1 protein-coding gene is annotated in these 263 nt (G+C 48.3%); it reads right to left on the bottom strand.

The features are described from left to right. Positions 1-263: DDE-type integrase/transposase/recombinase (locus tag AAEY83_RS16050; protein ID WP_351060579.1), on the bottom strand; the 263-nt coding region annotated here is incomplete at both ends.

The raw sequence follows: 263 nt of genomic DNA on the forward strand, positions 1-263 counted from the left end.
CCCCTGAATGCAGGCACTTCTCTTTAATTAAAGTACGTTGCAACAGCCGAGCGGCAAGCTCTCCTGACTCGTGATCATAAACTTCTTGACCGACGATTTTACGGCTATACACATCTTCAATCATGTACAAATAATAGAACTGACCTCGCACGGGGCTTGGCAGATAAGTAATGTCCCAACAGAATACTTGGCAGGGTCCTGTGGCGGTAAAAGACTGCGGGGCACTATAGGCACGAGGTGCAAGGCTACGTCCTCTATGACTT

It is taken from the genome of Psychrobacter sp. TB20-MNA-CIBAN-0197 (assembly GCF_040309765.1).
GTDB lineage: Bacteria > Pseudomonadota > Gammaproteobacteria > Pseudomonadales > Moraxellaceae > Psychrobacter > Psychrobacter submarinus.